This is a genomic window from Acidovorax sp. (assembly GCF_034519795.1).
Classification (GTDB): Bacteria; Pseudomonadota; Gammaproteobacteria; order Burkholderiales; family Burkholderiaceae_C; genus Acidovorax.
The window spans coordinates 43,136-57,725 of record NZ_JAXHOB010000020.1 but is presented as its reverse complement, the minus strand read 5'-3'; the positions used below and the strand labels follow the sequence as shown (position 1 = coordinate 57,725).

Below are 14,590 nucleotides of genomic sequence, written 5' to 3'. Positions count from 1 at the left end.
TGGGGTTGTCCGATTGTCGCGCCTCGCGGGGGGCGCCGGCCCTCTACACTCGGGGCCATGACGTTGTTGATACTGGGCATTGAGTCTTCCTGCGATGAAACCGGCGTGGCCCTGGTGGAAACGCGCGTGGCAGGCCAGGTGCCCGCACTGCTTTCCCACGCCCTGCACAGCCAGATCGAAATGCACCAGGCCTATGGCGGCGTGGTGCCCGAGCTGGCCAGCCGCGACCACATCCGCCGTGTGCTGCCCCTCGCCAGCCAGGTGCTGGCCGAGTCCGGCAAGAGCCTGGCCGATGTGGACGTGGTGGCCTACACCCGCGGCCCGGGCCTGGCCGGTGCGCTGCTGGTGGGCGCAGGCGTGGCCTGTGCCCTGGGCGCAGCACTGGGCAAGCCCGTGCTGGGCGTGCACCATCTTGAGGGACACCTGCTCTCGCCCTTCCTGAGCGCCGACCCACCCGAATTCCCTTTCGTCGCACTGCTGGTGTCCGGCGGCCACACCCAGCTCATGCGCGTGGACGGCGTGGGCCGCTACGAGATCCTGGGCGAAACCATCGACGACGCGGCTGGCGAGGCCTTCGACAAGTCGGCCAAGCTCATGGGCCTGGGCTACCCCGGCGGCCCCGCGCTGTCGCGCCTGGCCGAGCAGGGCGATCCTGCGGCCTTCAAACTGCCGCGCCCGCTGCTGCACAGCGGCGACCTCGATTTCTCGTTCGCAGGCCTCAAGACCGCCGTGCTCACCCAGGCGAAGAAGCTCGGCGACGAACTCGAACCCCGCAAGGCCGACCTGGCCGCCAGCACCGAGGCCGCCATCGTCGAGGTGCTGGTGAAAAAGACCCTGGCCGCTCTGAAACAGACGGGCTTGAAGCGCGTGGTGGTGGCCGGCGGCGTGGGCGCCAACCGCCACCTGCGCAAGCAGCTCAACGAAGCCTGCGCCAAAAACAAGGTGCGCGTGCACTACCCCGAGCTGCACCTGTGCACCGACAACGGCGCCATGATCGCGATGGCGGCTGCCATGCGCCTCGAATCGGGGCAGCAGCAGGCCTCGGCCGAGTACGCGTTTGACGTGAAGCCGCGCTGGCCGCTGGACTTGATCACAGCCGCAGCCTGAAGGGCTGTCCGGCGAATGCCTGCCTGGCGGCCCCTCGGCAACGATGCGTTTCCGAGGGGGCGCTGCATGCCGTCCCAAAGGCGCGAGTACGGTTCCACCCTGCGTTTCAAAATGTTTTCATGTGACGGCTGACACACTGGGTGGTCGGGCATGCCACTACGCTTTGCGCATCTTCCATTGTGCTGGAGTATGCGATGCCCAAGACTTCCATTTGGCCCATAAATTACACGGTCCTGATCTTGCACCGTGCATTCAACAACCAATCTCCTTCGAATGCGTCGTTCCTTAGCCAGGAGGCTGATGCCGGCACGACCCCTGAAAGCAACGCGGCTTTTGCATTCCAGTTCGGTGCCCGCTTTGCCAGCCTGAAGGAGGACGAGCTCTCCACCAAGATCCTGGGCAATATGGGCGTGCTGCCCAATGCGGGGCTGCAAACGGCGGTCAAGGACTACCTGGTTGCCGTGGGCAAGGCCAACGTCGGTATCGTCGCACTGCAATTGGGGCAGATCCTCTCGGACCTGGAGAATGCAACCGGCGACCAGGCCATCTACAGCGCGGCCGCCGTGGCGTGGAACAACGAGCTGGTGGCCTCGTACAACTACTCCACGAACCCCGCCAACATCGAGCCCTCGCCGGTCGGCCCTATCGGCATGCCGGGGCTGACTGTTTTGCTCACTTCCGGCGATGACACCGTATCCGCTGCACAGACCAGCGACCATAACGACACCATCCTGGCCAGCACGGCGGGCATGCTGTCCAGCGCCGACGTGGTCGATGGCGGGCGCGGCACAGATACCCTGAGGGCGACCCTGGCGGCTGCAATGGTGGTGTCGCCCACCCTGACCAGCGTCGACAACGCATTCATCAAGGCGGGGGCAGGGGCCGAATTCAGCGCCTCTGGCGCGATCGGTCTGATCGACCTGCGGGTCGATGCAGCCGCAGGCCCTGCCACGTTCTCGGATGTGAACCTGGCCACCACCATCGGCATACAGAACTCCGGCGCAGGCGGCGCCCTGAGCGTGAAGTTTGCGAACGCTTCGGGGGCGGCCGACTCGGCGAGCCTGGTGTTTGCCGACGCCACGGGCAACGACGAAATCATCGTGGCGGATATCGAAACCCTGAACGTTCTCAGCACCGCGGGCCTGTTGGCGGGGACCAGCACCAACCAGGCCCGGATCACTGCCGCCCAGGCGGAAAGGATCACCTTCTCTGGCGGTCAGGCCCTGACCACCACCGTGGCAGCCGCCAAGCTGTCCGTGATCGACGCATCGGGCCTCAGGGCTGGCCTGGATCTGACGCTGGACGGTACCGCAGGGATTTCCATTGCACTCAATGCCTTGGTGGCACACGCTGTTGCCCTGGGGGATGGGGCCGACACCGTGCTCATCACTGGCATGGCAGGCATGGCGGCCCAGAACATGGACCTCAGCACGGAAGCCACGCTGGCCGCTTCAGCCATCCGGCTGAGCGGCTTCATGAGCGGTACCGATGTGCTCAAGCTGGTCAGCGCCAACCCGACCACCAAGGCCACGCTGGGCAGCGGCGAGCTGGCCAGCATCTCGGCGGCGTCCTCGCTGCTGGCCGCCGCGACCTTGGCTGCGACTACGGGAGGCGCCAACAAGGCCATCGCCTTCCGCTACGGTGTCGACACCTACATCCTGGTGAACGACGGCGCCGCTGCACTGGGGGAAAACGACAGCCTGGTCAAGCTGGCCGGCGTGACCGCGCTGTCCGATGCCTCGTGGACTGTTGTCTGAAGCGCCAGTAGCGCATCCCGCATGCCCTCCCTTCTTCAGTTCAACACGGAACCCAAGATGCCCGCACAAGTTTCTGGTGCCTACGCAGACGTCACCATGCTGAACCGCGTGTTCAATGACACATCGCCTTCCAATGCCACCTATATGAATCAGGTGGCGGCTGCCGATTCGAGTGGCGCTCTCCCCTTCGCTCTGCGGTATGGCGCGGGATACACGAATCTTGACGAAGCCCGGTTGTCCGCCCTGCTCCTTGGAAATCTCGGCCTGCAGCCCAATGCCGGCCTGCAAACGGCGTTGAAGGACTATCTTGTGTCCGTAGGCAAGGCCAACGTGGGCATCGTCGCGCTGCAGCTGGGGCAGATCCTCTCGGGGCTGGAGAGCGCCACGGGCGATCAGGCCCTCTACGGAGCAGCAGCGGCCCGATGGAACAGGGAGGTGGCCAAGTCGCACTACAAATCCAGCATTCCGTCGAATACGGTCCCGTCGAGCCCGGAGCCTTCTTTTCCAGTGACTATCGGTGTCACGCTGCCATTAACGGACGGCGAAGACTTTCTGCCAGGCACCGGGCATGGCGATCTCTTTCTGGCAGACCGTCCTGGGCAGTTGGGATCAACTGACGTCATTGGTGGTGGCGGTCGCGGTCGGACGGGGGATGTGTTGAAGGCTGCGCTGGCGGCGGGCGCAATGGTTGCCCCAGTGCTGCGAGACATCGACAAGGTTTTCATCGCAGCCACAGGCGGGGCCGAGTTCTATGCTGGGCGCTCCACGGGCATCTTCCAATTGTGGAGAGAAGCCGCCGCTGGCTCCTTGGCATTCGATGGTGTGAACCTCGCGACGACGGTGGGCATCAAGGACTCCCTTGCAGGCGGACCGCTGAGCGTGGGTTTCGCCGAGGTGGGCGGTGCGTTCGACTCCGCCAACATCCTGCTGGCCGATGCCACCGGGGCCGATGAGGTCATCGTGACCGGCGTCGAATATCTCGATGTCACGAGCGAGGCAGGCACCGTGGCATCCACCACCGTGAACCAGGCCAACATCACCGCAGACTCGGCCGAGGAGATCGTGATCACCGGAAGTCAGGGGCTGAAGACCACCGTGACCGGCACCCACCTCGCCACGATCGACGCTTCCGGGCTCGCGGGCTCACTGGAGCTGGCCTTCTCCACCTCTGGCACCGGCTTTGTGGGGTTTTTCGGGGGCCGGTCGGGTGACCAGATTCGCATCGACGATGCCTCCGGCGCAAGGTTGGTCCTCGTCGCTGGCGATGGGGCCGACACGGTCACCATCGGCGCATACAACGCTCACATTTTCACCCTGGGCAGCGGTGCCGACACGCTCCACATCGGCGGGCTGGCGGGCGCCGCAGCCCGGGATATGGACACCAGCACCTCACAGGCGCTCGGCTGGTCGGCCATCTGGGTGACCGACTTCGAGAACGGTGTCGACACGCTCCGTTTGACCGCTGCCGGCACCACGGTCAAGGCGGCCCTCGGTGAAGCGCAACTGGCCAGCATCGCGGCATCGGCATCCTTGCTGGATGCAGCGGCCCTGGCTGCCACCACGGCCGGGGCTCACAAGGCCGTCGCCTTCCGGTACGGTGCCGACACCTACATCCTGGTGAACGATGGCGCCGCGACACTGGGTGCCAATGACAGCCTCGTCAAGCTCAGTGGTGTCACAACGCTTGCCGATGCCTCGTGGACGGTGGCCTGATGCGCGCCTGGAGCGCTTCCTGCCCTGCCGTTCGCCCATTTTCTGAACCGAGAGGTTGATATGCCGCTACAAGTTTCGGGCGTCCCCGCAGGCATCACGATGCTGAGCCGGGCGTTCAATGATACATCGCACTCCTACGCCGCCTACACCAACATGGTTACGGCCGCCGGTTCGTATGGAATTACCCACTTCGCGCTGCTGTATGGCGAGGGCTACACGGGCATGACCGAAACGCAGTTGTCCACCCTGCTCCTGAGGAATATGGGCCTGCTGCCCAATGCAGGCCTGCAAACGGTGTTGACGGACTACCTGGTCTCCGTAGGCAAGGCCAATGTGGGCATCGTTGCACTTCAGCTGGGGCAGATCCTGTCGTGGCTGGAGGGCGCCACGGGTGACCTTGCCATCTACGGGGCGGCTGCGGCCATGTGGAACCTGGAGGTGGACACTTCGCACGCCTACACCAGCAACCCGGCCAACCAGGGCCTCACGCAGTCACCTGGATGGTCGGTGGGTACGGGTGTCACCCTGTCACTGACGAACGGAGAAGATGCGTTGGAAGGTACCATCTATGGCGACGTTTTCCTCGCCGCCACACCAGGCATGCTGGGATCGTTCGATGTGGTCAATGGCGGAGGCTCGGGCTCGGACTGGACAAATGCCGATGCGCTGAAAGCCTTGCTGGGCGGCGGAGAATCGGTTGTTCCCATACTGAAGAATGTTGAGAACGTCTTCATCACGCGGGGGATGCATCCCATTTCAGCGCCGACCGATCCACCGGCATCCAGCAGCTGTGGCGGGAGGCTGCAGCGGGCTCCGCGACCTTCACTGGCGTGCACTTGGCGACCAAGGTGGGCATCCAGAACTCCCTTGCCGGCGGCGCACTGAACATCGGTTTCGCGGGGGCATCCGGTGCCTTCGACTCCGCCAGCATCGTGCTGGCCGATGCCGCAGGAGCCGATGCCATCACCGTGAACGCCATCGAGACCCTGACCATCGACAGCAAGGCGGGCACCGTGGCGTCCACCACGGTGAACCATGCCCGGATCGCTGCCGATGCCGCCCAACTGATTGTGATCCGTGGTGGCCAGGGTCTCACCACCACGGTGACAGGGGAACACATCGGCACGATCGATGCGTCGGCCCTCTCGGGCGCCCTGAACCTGGGGTTTGCCACCACCGGCACCGGTACTGTGGGGATCATGGGCGGTACGGCAGGCGACACCTTGATCATCGACGATGCCTCTGGCGCGCGATTGGTCTTCAATTCGGGTGATGGCGATGATGTGGTCACCATCGGTGCCAGCAATGCGCACATCGTGACCCTGGGCCGTGGCGCCGACACGCTCCACATCGGTGGGCTTGCGGGCGCCGCAGCGCGGGACCTGGACACCAGCACCTCACAGGCGCTCGGCTGGTCGGCCATCTGGGTGACCGACTTCGAGAACGGCGTCAACACGGTCCGTCTGACCGCTGCCGGAACCACGGTCAAGGCGGCCCTCGGTGAAGCGCAACTGGCCAGCATCGCGGCATCGGCATCCTTGCTGGATGCAGCGGCCCTGGCCGCCACCACGGCCGGGGCCCACAAGGCCGTCGCCTTCCGGTACGGTGCCGACACCTACATCCTGGTCAACGATGCTGCCACTGCCCTGGGCGCCAATGACAGCCTCATCAAGCTCAGCGGTGTGGTGGCGCTGGCCGATGCTTCGTGGGCCGTGGCCTGAGGAGGGCGGTTGTCTGGCCCTGGGTCTTGCGCGATCTTCCCTTGTGATGACGGTGTTCCATGCTGCCGCCGTGGCGTGGAACAGGGAGCTGGTGGATTCGCACGCTATTCCAGCGATCCCGATGCTTTGGTTGCCTTTCCCGCCGGGAGCAGCGATTTCATGGGTGTCAGCTTGGTAGGGGGGCTTGCTGGCGGTGGGGGATAGCGTGTTGCCGGTTTGTTGTCTGTGGTTGCTGCTTGCCTTGGTTGAGGGCGGGAGCCGGGATGTGCGCCCGGCGGCGCAGTAACTTTCTCTTGGGCCGCCAAGAGAAAGTCACCAAAGAGAAGGCGGCCCCCAGTCTGCGTCCCCCATCGCCCTGCCGGGCGATGGGGGCAACCTGCGATGCTCGGAACTGGGGTGGTGCCGATGAACTCGCTGCGTTCTTCGAACTCCGCTCAGACAGCATCGGCAAGCTAGAGCACGAAGTGCGTGTGTCCTTCGGCACACGCACCCACCCCAGCCCCTGCGCTTCTCGGCGCAGCCAGCAGGGGTGAGGGCGGGTACCGCACGGCTGCTGCCTTCGCAGCTGCGCCTGGGGTCGGGGACGCGCGCGGTGCGCGCTGCCGACGCGCTGAGCGCGATCGCCCCGCCCAGGCCGAGCGAAGCAATGGCCCGAGTGGAGCCCGCTCCCACCCCCTTCTGACCGTGCCGAGAAGCGCAGGGCCTGGGGTGAGCGCGTGCCGAAGGACACGCGCCTCGTCATCTGGCTCGCCGAAGCTGTTTGACCGCAGCTGCCTCGCAGAGGCAGCGCAGGGAGTTCTTCGGCGTCACCCCAGGACCGAGCATCGCAGGCTGCCCCCAGCGCCCGACAGGGCGATGGGGGACACGGGCAGCGGGGTCGCCTTTTCTTGGCCTACCTTCTTTTGGCGACGCAAAAGAAGGTAGGTGCGCCGCCGGGCGCACATCCCGGCTCCCGCCCTTAACACAGGCACGCCGCACCCATGTAGAAGGCTCAGAACGGATAGTGCCGCGCCGTAGTCTGCACCGTAATCCACCGCAGCTCCGTAAACTCCCGCACCCCCGCCATCCCCCCAAACCGCCCCCACCCCGAATTTTTCACCCCGCCAAACGGCATCTGCCCCTCGTCATGCACGGTAGGCCCGTTGACATGGCAGATGCCCGATTCGATGCGCGCAGCCACGTTCCAGGCGCGTGCAATGTCGCGGCCGAACACGGCGGCGGACAGGCCGAACTCGTTGTCGTTGGCGCAGGCAATCGCTTCCTCCACGCCGTTCACGCGCACGATGGGCTTGAGCGGGCCGAAGGATTCCTCGCGGTAGATGTCCATCTCGGGCGTCACGTGGTCGATGATGGTGGCGGCCATCAGCGTGTTCTCGCTCTTGCCGCCGCACACCAGCTTGGCGCCCTTGGCCAGGGCGTCGTCGATCAGGGCGTTGCAGCGCTGCACGGTGGCCATGTCCACCACCGAGCCGAGCACCACCGGGCCCTTGCGCGGGTCGCCCAGCGGCAGGGCCTGGGCGCGCGCCGCGAAGCGGGCAACGAAGTCGTTGGCGATGGAGGCATCCACCACGATGCGCTCGGTGGACATGCAGATCTGGCCCGAGTTGGCGAAAGAGCCGAACACGGCGGCGTCCACCGCAGCGTCCACGTCCGCGTCGTCCAGCACCACCAGCGGCGCCTTGCCGCCGAGCTCCAGCACCGTGGGCTTGAGGTACTTGGCGCAGGTCTGCGCGACGATGCGCCCGACCTTGGTGGAGCCCGTGAAGTTCACGCGGCGCACGGCCGGGTGGGCCACGATGGCCTCGACGACCGCACCCGCGTCGGCCGGTGCATTGGTCACGAAGTTCACCACGCCCGGGGGCAGGCCGGCCTCCTGCAGCGCTTCGATGATCAGGCCGTGCGTGGCGGGGCTCAGCTCCGAGCCCTTCAAGATCACGGTGTTGCCGCAGGCCAGCGGCGTGGCGATGGCGCGCACGCCGAGGATGATGGGCGCATTCCACGGCGCGATGCCCAGCACCACGCCTGCGGCCTGGCGCACGCCCATGGCCAGGCTGCCGGGCACGTCGGACGGGATCACCTCGCCCGCGATCTGTGTGGTCAGGGCCGCCGCCTCCTGCAGCAGGCCGGCCGCCAGGTGCACGTTGAAGCCGGCCCACAGGCCCGAGGCGCCGGTCTCTGCGGCCATGGCGGCGGCGAATGCCTCGCCCTTGGCTTCGAGCGCATGCGCGGCCTTGAGCAGCAGCGCGCGGCGCGCGTTGGGCCCCAGCGCGGACCAGGCGGGGAAGGCCTTGGCAGCTGCGTCTGCGGCGGCCTTGGCATCGGCCACGGTAGCGGCGGGCGCGGTGGTGGCCACGGAGCCGTCGAGCGGGTTGCGGCGCTCGAAGGTGGCGCCGCCGGCGGCCTGCACGCGCTCGCCGTTGATCAGCATGGAAATGGCAGTCATGGATATCTCCTGAACGACAAGGAAAGAAAGTCGGATAAGAAAGAGTGAAAAAGATTCAGGCCACGCCGAGATAGGCTTGGCGCACCGCGTCGGACTGCAGCAGCGTGGCGGCATCGCCCGAGGCGACGATGCGCCCGCGCTCCAGCACATAGCCGCGCTGCGCCACCTGCAGCGCCTTGCGCACGTTCTGCTCCACCATGAGCACGGTGACGCCCTGCGCCGCGATGCGCTGCACGATGGCGAGCAGCTCATCCACCATGCGCGGTGCCAGGCCCAGCGAGGGCTCGTCCAGCATCAAGAGGCGCGGGCCGCTCATCATGGCGCGGGCTACGGCCACCATCTGCTGCTCGCCGCCGCTCATGGTGCCGGCCAACTGCTGGGCACGCTCCTTGAGGCGCGGAAAATCCTCGAAGGCCTGGGCAAGGCGCTCGGCGCGCACGCGCGAGGGCACGAGCCAGCCGCCGAGTTCCAGGTTCTCGGTCACCGTCATCTGCGGAAACAGCTGGCGGCCCTCGGCCACCAGGGCCAGGCCGCGCTGCACGCAGGCCGTGGCATTCATCGCGGGCACCGGCTGGCCGTCGAGCAGCACCGTGCCCTGGCGTGGCAGCAGTCCGGCCAGCGCCTTGAGCAGCGTGGTCTTGCCCGCGCCGTTGGGGCCCACGATCACGGTGATGCCGGGCTGGGCCTGGAGCGACAGGTCCTGCAGCACCTGAAAGCCTGCGTAGCCTGTGGTCAGCCCCTGCACCGAAAGCTGTGCGCCGCTCATGCCGTGGCTCCTTCAGGCGTTGCCGGTGTGGCCATTTCATCTCCCAGATAGGCTTCGATCACCTGCGGGTCGCGCACCACCTCGGCCGGCGTGCCGTCGGCGATCTTGCGGCCCTGGTGCAGCACCAGCACGCGCTCCACGTACTTGAGCAGGGTGGTCACCGCATGCTCGATCCACACCACGGTCAGCCCCCAGTCGTCGCGCAGGCGGCGGATGCGCTGGGCCATGGCGTCGACCTCGGCCTCGGTCAGGCCGGCGGCCACTTCGTCGAGCAGCAAGAGGCGCGGGCGCGTGCCCAGGGCCATGCCGATCTCCAGCAGGCGCTGCTGCGAGGGCGTCACGTCGGCGGCAGGGCGATCGGCCAGGGCCGACAGGCCCAGCATGGCCAGGATCTCGTCCTCATTGCGCAGGCCCACGGGGCCCTGGCGGTGGCGCCCCGCGAACTGCATTCCGAAGCGCACGTTGTCGCGCACCGTCATGTCCGGGAACACACGCGGCGTCTGGAAGGTGCGCGCAATGCCGTGCGCCGCATAGTGGTGTGGGCCCTTGCCGGTCAGGTCGTCGCCCCCGCAGTGCAATGTGCCCGAGGTGGGGGGCTGCACCCCCGAGATGGCGTTGAAGAAGGTGGTCTTGCCCGCGCCGTTGGGCCCGATGATGCCGATGAGCTCGCCCGCATGCAGCGTGGCGCTCACACCGTCCACCGCGGTCAGGCCGCCAAAGCGCACGGTCACGGCGTCGATGGTCAACAATGCCTCAGACATGGCCGGCCTCCGCTGCAGGCTTGGCCGCCCGCTTGCGCTGCCACAGCGTGGCCAGCCCGTTGGGCAGGTACATCACGCACAGGATGAGCAGCAGGCCCAGCACCATCATGTAGCCATAGGGCAGCTGCAGGCGCAGTGTCTCGGCCAGCAGGCTGAAGACGATGGCCGCCAGCACCGGGCCGCCGATGCTGGCCGCGCCGCCGATCAGCGCGATCAGCACCGTCTGGAAGCCGATGAAGGGGCTGAACACGGCCGCCGGCTCGATGTAGGTCCAGCGCACGGCCATGGCCGCACCCACGGCGCCCGCAAAGGCGGCTGTGATGCCGAAGCCCGCGATCTTGGCCAGCCGCGTATCCACCCCCAGCGTCTGGGCGCGCTGCTCGTCGGCGCCGATGCCCGAGAGCGCCAGGCCGAAGCGGCTGCGCTTTACCGCAATCGACGTGGCAATGGCGGCCGCCGCGATCAGCAGCACCGTGAGGTACACCGTCTCGTTGCTGGGCACCACCGTGAGCACGCGGCCCACCGTGCCCGAGACCTGCTTTTCGACAAAGGTCACGGCGTGGCGGATCAGCTCCGTCATGCCGAAGGTGAGCACCGCGAAGTAGGTGCCGCGCAGGTGCAGCACGGCCGCACCCATCACGATGGCCACCACCGCCGCGATCAGCGCGCCCGCCAGTATCACCAGCGGCCAGGGCAGCACGTTGAGCAGCGTGGCGCTGGCATAGGCCCCGATGCCGAAGAAGGCCGAAGTCGCCAGCGACAGGTAGCGCGTGGCGCCGCAGAACAGCGACCAGCTGGTGGCCAGCGCGATGTACATCAGGCAACTGAGCAGCACCGAGGCCATGAACTCGGACACCAGCCAGGGCAGGGTGCCGACCACGGCCACGCCCACTGCGAGTGCGAGCCAGGGCTTGTTGGAATGGAAGGTCATTTTTTGCTAAAGAGCCCGTTGGGGCGCCAGATGAGGACACCGATGAACACCGCATAGCTCAGCAGCATCTTGAGAGACGGGCTGCTGAAATGCATGCCCAGGGCTTCGACCACACCCAGCAGCAGGCCGCCGGCCAGGCTGCCCGCCAGGCTGCCGAAGCCGCCCAGCGTGATCACGATCAGCGCCGTCACGGTGTAGGGCTCGCCCATCGATGGCGAGATCTCGTAGGTCATCGACAGCAGGGCCCCCGCCACGCCCGACAGGCCCAGGCCAATGCCGAACATCATCGGGTGCAGCCGCCGGGTGTTGATGCCCACCAGCTGCGCCCCGGTGGGCGACTGCATGAGCGCCCGCACGGCCTTGCCCAGCAAGGTGAGCTTGAGCAAGGCGATCAGCGCGGCCGACAGCGCCAGCGCCACGCCGAACAGCACCAGCTTGTTCTCGGTGAAGCGCATGCCTGCGATCTGCACCGGGTCGGCCAGGTATTCGTAGCCGCGCAGGTCACCGCCCCAGATCAGGAGCGCGGTGTTCTGCACCAGGAACATCAGGCCAAAGCCCACCATCAGGCTGCGTGCCTCGAACACGTCGACGTTCGGCGCGCGCGCCGCCAGGCGCTTGAAGCACAGCGCATGCACCGCCACACCCAGCACGAACAGCGCGATGAAGGCCAGCGGCATCAGTAGCAGGGGCGACCAGCCCCATGCGGTGTGCGCCCACCAGGTCAGAAAGGCGCCGAGCATCAGGAACTCGCCATGCGAGATGTTCATGATGCGCATCAGCCCGTATTGCAGGTTCAGGCCCATGGCCACCAGCGCATAGATGCCGCCGGTAATCAGGCCACTGGCGACCAGTTCGGCCCAGGAAGTCAGAGACACTTTGTTATTTCCAGGCTGGTTTTGCTGTGTTCAATTGCGCGGTGGCACGGTCCTTGGGCCACACCACCTCGAAATCGCTGCCCTGCCACTGGCTCACGGTGCCGGGGATGGAGGCGTTCTCGCTGCCCGCAAAGCGGATGCCACCCAGAATGGTCTTGAATTCGTTCTTGGCGATGTGCTCGCGCAGCGCCTTGCGGTCCAGGCCCGCCTTCTCCACGGCCTGCTGCAGGATCTGCAGGCCCGCCCAGGCGTGGCCGCTGGCCCAGCGGTCGGGCTCCTTGTTGAACTTCTTCACATGGGCGTCGAAGTAGGCCTTGGCCTCGGGGCTGGTCTTCACGCTCCAAGAGCCCATGCCGATCACGCCCTCGGTGTTGGCCTGCATCACGTTCTTGTACAGCTGGAAGGCCGTGCCGACGGAGGCATAGAAGAACTTGGGGTTCAGCCCCACCTCGCGCGCCTGGCGGCTGGCCAGGATGGTGTCGGGCGGGTAGGTGATGCCGATGAAGGCATCGGGGTTCAGGTCCTTGATGCCGCGCAGCACGGGCGCCAGGTCCTTCACGCCCAGGGGGTAGCTCTTGCGCTCCACCACCTGGATGCTGGTCTTCTTGAGCGCGCTGTTCAGCGCCGCGAAATTCTCCAGGCCGAACAGATCGTCCATGTAGACGATGGCGATCGATTTGACGCCGTTGGCCACCAGCATGTCCACCAGCGCACCCATCATCTTGTCGGGCTGTTGCAGCAGCGAGAAGAAGTAGGGCAGGTTCATGTCGATCAGCTTGCGCGACAGCGCCGTGGGCGCCAGCAGCGGGTAGCCAAAGCGGTTGGCCAGCGGTGCGATGGCGAAGTTGGCGCCCGAGCCCCAGGGCGGCAGGATCAGGTCCACCTTGTCGCTGCCCATGAGCTTCTCGAAGGTGCGCACGCAGGTTTCGGTCTCGCTGCGGTCGTCGTAGCCGATGAGCTCGATGGGGCGCTTGGCGCCCTTGATGCTCAGGCCGCCTGCCGCGTTCACCTGCTCGGCCCAGAGCAGGTAGTTGGGCTCCTGGCTGACCTGGGCGCCCGCTGCCCAGGGGCCTGTGCGGGCGATGGCGTAGCCCACGCGCACGGGGCCGGACTGGGCCAGCAGGTGCGGGGCGACCGACATGGCGCCCACAGTGGCGGCCACGCCCTTGATCCATTGGCGTTTGGATTGTTGAACCATTTTTGTGTCTCCTGGGATAGGCGGCACGCGTGGTGCGGGCCGTTGACCGATCGTAGGCAGGAGGGCTTCGGGGCGCTGCGCTGAGCGTGCACAAAACGCTGGTCCCAGCGTGCACGGCGCAGCGGGTTTACCCGGATTTCCGCGCTGCGCCGGGGAATAGGCCGCCGCCGGATAATCCGGGGCATACCGGCGGCGCCAGCCGTTGCACTGGAGACACCATGGCCCACCCCCTGACCGAGGTATCCACCGATACCGTGGCACCGCGCGACCGCCTGCACCTGTGGGGCGACGCAGTGTGGCGGCTCATTGGTGGGCTGGAGTCGGATGCCTTCGGCGACGAGGCCTTTGCCGGCCACATCACCTCGGGCCAGGCCGGCTATGTCAACCTGTGCCAGCTCGACGTGAGCCGCCACCGCGTGGTGCGCACCCCCAGCCTGATCCGCGGCAGCGACCGGGCCTACATCAAGGTGGTGGCGCAGCTCGAAGGGCGCGCCTGCTTCGAGCAGAACGGCCGCCAGGTGTGGCTGTCGCCCGGTGAGTGGAGCGTGTACGACACCACCCGCGCCTACGCCGTGAGCAACCACGAGGCCGTGCGCCAGATGGTGCTGATGATCCCCAAGGAGCAACTGCCCGAGCGCAAGCTCAAGCTCGACGACCTCATGGTGCAGCGCTTTTCGGGCACCAGCGGTGTCTCCCGCCTGGCCTGGGACACCATGCGCGCCGCCTTCACCGAGCTGCCCCGCATGTCCGATGCGGCTGCCGACGGCGTGGCCGATGTGATCACGCACCTGGTGCAGCTGTCGCTGCTCGAACGCAACGGCCAGCACAGCGCCGTGTCGCAGCGCGAGGCCCTGCGCGACCGCATCGGCCAGTACATCGACCGCCACCTGGCGGACCCCGAACTCACCATTGACCGCATCGCGCAGGCGCTCAACTGCAGCCGGCGCCACCTGTACAACGCCATGGCAGACGATGGCGACACCCTGGCCGCCACCATCCAGCAGCGCCGCCTGGAAGCCTGCCTGCGCGAGCTGCGCCACCCGGCGCACGCCCACCGCTCGGTGACGGACATCGCCATCTCCTGGGGCTTTCGCAACAGCGGCCACTTCAGCCGCGTGTTCAAGGCCCACACGGGCTACAGCCCGAGCGAGTACCGCGGGCGGGCATCGCTGCCTGCGCCTGAACTGCAATCGCATTGAGGTGAGCCTTCCCTGCATGGTGCAGGGGCATCTTGCACTGCAGCAATTCTTTACATGGGGTTGACGCGTTGGCTATTTTTGCGAAGGGTGGGGTCTGCACAATGGGCCGAACAACCCGA

Annotated in this window: 12 protein-coding genes; 6 read left to right on the top strand and 6 right to left on the bottom strand. The window is 66.7% G+C overall.

Going from position 1 to position 14,590, the window contains the following annotated elements; translation table 11 throughout:
• Positions 1 to 57: 57 nt before the first annotated feature.
• From tsaD to U5N23_RS21520, 5 genes are all read left to right on the top strand, one after another.
• A complete protein-coding gene (gene tsaD, locus U5N23_RS21540; RefSeq protein WP_322594783.1) occupies positions 58 to 1,107 on the top strand; it encodes a tRNA (adenosine(37)-N6)-threonylcarbamoyltransferase complex transferase subunit TsaD in 1,050 nt (349 codons plus the stop codon).
• A gap of 239 nt (positions 1,108 to 1,346) precedes the next feature.
• Positions 1,347 to 2,864, top strand: a complete 1,518-nt coding sequence (locus tag U5N23_RS21535) for a bluetail domain-containing putative surface protein (protein ID WP_322594782.1) — start codon at positions 1,347 to 1,349, stop codon at positions 2,862 to 2,864.
• Between the two features lie 57 nt (positions 2,865 to 2,921).
• On the top strand, positions 2,922 to 4,577 hold the full coding sequence (locus tag U5N23_RS21530) for a bluetail domain-containing putative surface protein (protein WP_322594781.1): 1,656 nt from the start codon (positions 2,922 to 2,924) through the stop codon (positions 4,575 to 4,577).
• Between the two features lie 60 nt (positions 4,578 to 4,637).
• Entirely contained in the window at positions 4,638 to 5,462 is an 825-nt protein-coding gene (locus U5N23_RS21525) for a hypothetical protein (protein ID WP_322594780.1), read from the top strand.
• The gene (locus U5N23_RS21520) at positions 5,408 to 6,298 is read left to right on the top strand and encodes a bluetail domain-containing putative surface protein (RefSeq protein ID WP_322594779.1); all 891 of its coding nucleotides are present in this window, start codon (positions 5,408 to 5,410) and stop codon (positions 6,296 to 6,298) included. Before U5N23_RS21525 ends, U5N23_RS21520 begins: the two co-directional genes overlap by 55 nt.
• Before the next feature lie 991 nt (positions 6,299 to 7,289).
• Here the strand turns inward: U5N23_RS21520 and U5N23_RS21515 are convergent.
• Genes U5N23_RS21515 through U5N23_RS21490 form a run of 6 tightly spaced genes read right to left on the bottom strand, consistent with a single transcriptional unit; the run spans position 7,290 to position 13,272 of the window.
• A complete protein-coding gene (locus tag U5N23_RS21515; RefSeq protein ID WP_179684053.1) occupies positions 7,290 to 8,741 on the bottom strand; it encodes an aldehyde dehydrogenase in 1,452 nt (483 codons plus the stop codon).
• A gap of 55 nt (positions 8,742 to 8,796) precedes the next feature.
• Entirely contained in the window at positions 8,797 to 9,507 is a 711-nt protein-coding gene (locus U5N23_RS21510; RefSeq protein ID WP_322594778.1) for an ABC transporter ATP-binding protein, read from the bottom strand.
• Positions 9,504 to 10,268 carry an ABC transporter ATP-binding protein gene (locus U5N23_RS21505; RefSeq protein ID WP_322594777.1) on the bottom strand — a complete coding sequence of 255 codons (765 nt, stop codon included), beginning with the start codon at positions 10,266 to 10,268 and terminating at the stop codon, positions 9,504 to 9,506. Before U5N23_RS21505 ends, U5N23_RS21510 begins: the two co-directional genes overlap by 4 nt.
• Positions 10,261 to 11,199 (bottom strand): branched-chain amino acid ABC transporter permease, encoded by a 939-nt coding sequence (locus U5N23_RS21500; protein ID WP_322594776.1) that lies wholly within the window; start codon positions 11,197 to 11,199, stop codon positions 10,261 to 10,263. The genes U5N23_RS21505 and U5N23_RS21500 overlap by 8 nt, the downstream gene beginning before the upstream one ends.
• Positions 11,196 to 12,074 carry a branched-chain amino acid ABC transporter permease gene (locus U5N23_RS21495; RefSeq protein WP_322594775.1) on the bottom strand — a complete coding sequence of 293 codons (879 nt, stop codon included), beginning with the start codon at positions 12,072 to 12,074 and terminating at the stop codon, positions 11,196 to 11,198. Before U5N23_RS21495 ends, U5N23_RS21500 begins: the two co-directional genes overlap by 4 nt.
• A 4-nt stretch (positions 12,075 to 12,078) precedes the next feature.
• Complete coding sequence (locus tag U5N23_RS21490; protein ID WP_322594774.1) at positions 12,079 to 13,272, bottom strand: amino acid ABC transporter substrate-binding protein; 1,194 nt, start codon at positions 13,270 to 13,272, stop codon at positions 12,079 to 12,081.
• Positions 13,273 to 13,490: 218 nt separating this feature from the next.
• Between U5N23_RS21490 and U5N23_RS21485 the strand changes: the two genes are divergently transcribed.
• Positions 13,491 to 14,471, top strand: a complete 981-nt coding sequence (locus U5N23_RS21485; RefSeq protein WP_322594773.1) for a helix-turn-helix domain-containing protein — start codon at positions 13,491 to 13,493, stop codon at positions 14,469 to 14,471.
• Positions 14,472 to 14,590: the final 119 nt, after the last annotated feature.

Excerpts from the sequence above, each read along its gene's own strand:
- U5N23_RS21505 (WP_322594777.1), bottom strand. The coding sequence starts at position 10,268 with ATGTCTGAGGCATTGTTGACCATCGACGCCGTGACCGTGCGCTTTGGC.
- U5N23_RS21490 (WP_322594774.1), bottom strand. The coding sequence starts at position 13,272 with ATGGTTCAACAATCCAAACGCCAATGGATCAAGGGCGTGGCCGCCACT.
- tsaD (WP_322594783.1), top strand. The coding sequence starts at position 58 with ATGACGTTGTTGATACTGGGCATTGAGTCTTCCTGCGATGAAACCGGC.
- U5N23_RS21485 (WP_322594773.1), top strand. The coding sequence starts at position 13,491 with ATGGCCCACCCCCTGACCGAGGTATCCACCGATACCGTGGCACCGCGC.
- U5N23_RS21515 (WP_179684053.1), bottom strand. The coding sequence starts at position 8,741 with ATGACTGCCATTTCCATGCTGATCAACGGCGAGCGCGTGCAGGCCGCC.
- U5N23_RS21530 (WP_322594781.1), top strand. The coding sequence starts at position 2,922 with ATGCCCGCACAAGTTTCTGGTGCCTACGCAGACGTCACCATGCTGAAC.
- U5N23_RS21510 (WP_322594778.1), bottom strand. The coding sequence starts at position 9,507 with ATGAGCGGCGCACAGCTTTCGGTGCAGGGGCTGACCACAGGCTACGCA.
- U5N23_RS21500 (WP_322594776.1), bottom strand. The coding sequence starts at position 11,199 with ATGACCTTCCATTCCAACAAGCCCTGGCTCGCACTCGCAGTGGGCGTG.
- U5N23_RS21525 (WP_322594780.1), top strand. The coding sequence starts at position 4,638 with ATGCCGCTACAAGTTTCGGGCGTCCCCGCAGGCATCACGATGCTGAGC.